Genomic DNA, 2,837 nt, shown 5'->3' with positions numbered 1-2,837 from the left:
GCCTCAAGCGCTACCGTGGCCTTAAACTTGTCTGAAAAGTTCCGTCGCTTCGTCATTCTCGTATCCATTCGTTCGTGTTGGATACACCTTAGCACGCTGTCCAAATTTGCCGGACCACTTCAGACTCTCTTTCAAAAAAGAGTTGGGGATCACCCTTTTACCTAGAGCAATGCCTGATCTCGGTCAGCCTTAGGTCAATATGGTTCCCACGCAGCCCCGAGGCCGTGCAGACGGAGTCGTCGTTGGTTCCCCCAGGATGGCTGCCACGTCCCAGCTCCGGGCAATTCCTTCATAGCCAGCCGCCGTATACTTGCGGGATAGGTTCCGAACCATTCCATACCGTTACCAAGGGCAACCCGTCTGTCGCACGTTTCGATCGCCGGGAGATCAAGGACGCCCCACACCCCTCTCACGCCGATTTCCTCTGGCAAGGCCTTCCGCGAAGCTCAACCGTCGTCCTGCCTGGCTCAAGACGGTTTTTTCTGACAGTGCCTACTCTAGGGTCGCAACGACAGCGAGGCAGTCTCCGACAGCAATGAGACCCGGGAAGTGACGTGCGGCAAGTATGCCGGAGGCGCGCGACACAACAGTAACGGGCGGGACACCGGTGCGGTCGATTGGCCAAATTCGTGCCAAAATATCTCCCTCGCTGACATTCTGGCCAAGATCAATAATGGGTTCGAGCAGACCTGCGGCCTCAGAGAGGTGGAAACAGCCGGGGCCAGTTGTGTCTATCGCTAGACTAGGAGCCTGCGAAGGCAGCCCGGACAGAATACCCGCATGTTTTAGGACATTCTCAGCGCCTTGCCGAGCGATCTGTGCGGAGCGCGCCGTTGCCGATCCGCCTCCGCCCAATTCGGTCGATACAAAAACCTTTCCTGCCGTTTCAGCGGCTGTGTCGTACATCCCCACAGCATCGATCTCATGCAAGATCATTGAATAGGGTGCGTTGAAGGATTGCATTGCGGCGATACAGGCAGCTTGCTGGTCCATGTCTTCAAGGACATGCGCGGCTGCGAAAGGAATAAAGTCCAAGGTCTTACCACCTGAGTGGAAATCCAAAACTATATCGGCCAGCGGCAGAAGTGTTTCCTCAAAATAGTTAGCAATTTTTTGGGTCGGCGACCCATCGGGCGCTCCAGGAAAACTGCGATTCAGGTTCATTCCATCCAAGGGCGAGGTGCGGCGCGCTGCATGAAAGGCGGGAGTGTTCATAAACGGCACAATAATTACACGTCCGGTAATGTCTGAAAGGTCGAGATCCAAGGCTAGCCCCTGAAGGGCGATCGGTCCCTCATATTCATCGCCGTGATTTGCTCCAGTTAGCAGAGCAGTCGGCCCAGTCCCGTTTTTAATGACCGTGATCGGGATCATGATCGATCCCCAGGCCGATGTATCGCGGCTGAAAGGCAGACGCAGGAAACCATGGTGCTTTCCATCAGTATCGAAGAGCACAGTTGAGGTGATTGGATTTGCAGGCAGATCAGTAAGGGACATCAGTTTTTCACAATCAGTTTGCGAGGCACATTGGCGAGGCATTCGGGTCCGGTCTCACCGATCACGATACTTTCAGTGATCTCGAACCCCATATTCTCCATCCAAAGGCCGGTCATGAAATGAAAGGTCATACCTGTTTTCAGTTCCGTGAGATCCCCAGGCCGCAGCGAGCAAGTCCTTTCACCCCAGTCCGGCGGATAGGACAACCCGATCGGGTATCCTGCACGATTGTCTTTGTCGATGCCGTATTTTTGCAAAATGCCAAAGAATGCGATCGCGATATCCTCGCAGGTATTGCCTGCCCGTGCAGCTTCCAAACCCGCATCCATTCCTTCAAGCACTGCCTTTTCCGCATCGAGGAACTGCTGCGTTGGCTTGCCTAAAAAGATCGTACGGCTCAGCGGGCAATGATACCTGCGAAAACAGCCGGCAATTTCGAAAAAGGTTCCTTCACCCAACTTCATTTGCTTGTCATCCCATGTCAGGTGCGGCGCAGCCGCATCTGTTCCCGAGGGCAAAAGCGGCACGATTGCGGGATAGTCGCCCCCAAATCCAAGCGCCTCATCATAGCGCAGACTGGCGTCATAGATCTCGGCCACCAGATCGCATTTGCGAATCCCGGGCTCGACCACCTCAACAATACGTGCATGCATCCGCTCAACGATCCGAGCGGCCTTGCGCATCCTGTCAAGCTCAGCAGTCGACTTCACCCCACGCTGCCAGTTCACAAGGCCTGTCGCATCGACAGGCCGGGATGGAAGTCCGGCTGAAAGCGCCTGAAATCCCTTTGCTGAGAACCAGTAATTATCCATCTCCACACCAATCCGCCCGGTGTGCCAGCCGCGTTCTGTTAGCTTTGCAGCCAAATATTCCAACGGATGGCGTTCGGTCGACTGCACAAAGAAATCTGGGTAGCCTATGATGTCAGGCTCTCCCATATAGACTGTACGAAGCGCCCCCTGAGCATCCTGTTCGCGCCCAAACCAAACCGGCTCACCGGTTGGGCCAATGATCGTTGCTTGATGCACATAAAAGGACCAACCGTCATATCCGGTAAGCCACGCCATGTTAGATGGGTCTGACGTTATCAACGTATCGATCTCGGCAAGCTCCATTGCCTTTCGGACCTTGGCTATACGCGTTTCGTATTCGGCGTCTGAGAAACGAAATGTGTCGATTGTAGCCATGATCATTCAACTTTCAAAATTTGTGCCAAGTTCAGCTTTTCCGGCTCGGTTCCGAGCAAGAGTTGCAATTGCAGTGTCCTGCACGCCTGTGCCGGTTAAATCAGCGATTGTGATCTGCTCCGCGGATATGCGTCCGGCAGCGGTCCCGCAAAT

2 protein-coding genes are annotated in these 2,837 nt (G+C 54.5%); both read right to left on the bottom strand.

The window, feature by feature from the left end:
* Positions 1–492: 492 nt before the first annotated feature.
* Positions 493–1,482: a N(2)-acetyl-L-2,4-diaminobutanoate deacetylase DoeB gene (gene doeB / locus AC221Y_RS22845; RefSeq protein WP_299756554.1), complete on the bottom strand. Its 990-nt coding sequence runs from the start codon at positions 1,480–1,482 to the stop codon at positions 493–495.
* Between the two features lie 14 nt (positions 1,483–1,496).
* Positions 1,497–2,690 carry an ectoine hydrolase DoeA gene (gene doeA / locus AC221Y_RS22840; protein ID WP_486708585.1) on the bottom strand — a complete coding sequence of 398 codons (1,194 nt, stop codon included), beginning with the start codon at positions 2,688–2,690 and terminating at the stop codon, positions 1,497–1,499.
* Between the last annotated feature and the right edge of the window lie 147 nt (positions 2,691–2,837).

It is taken from the genome of Boseongicola sp. (assembly GCF_057460485.1).
Note: the sequence above shows the minus strand (reverse complement) of the source record. Positions and strands in the feature narration are given on the sequence as shown.

What these genes read in the sequence shown, in the direction of transcription:
- doeA (WP_486708585.1), bottom strand. Translation starts at nt 2,690, where the DNA reads ATGATCATGGCTACAATCGACACATTTCGTTTCTCAGACGCCGAATAC.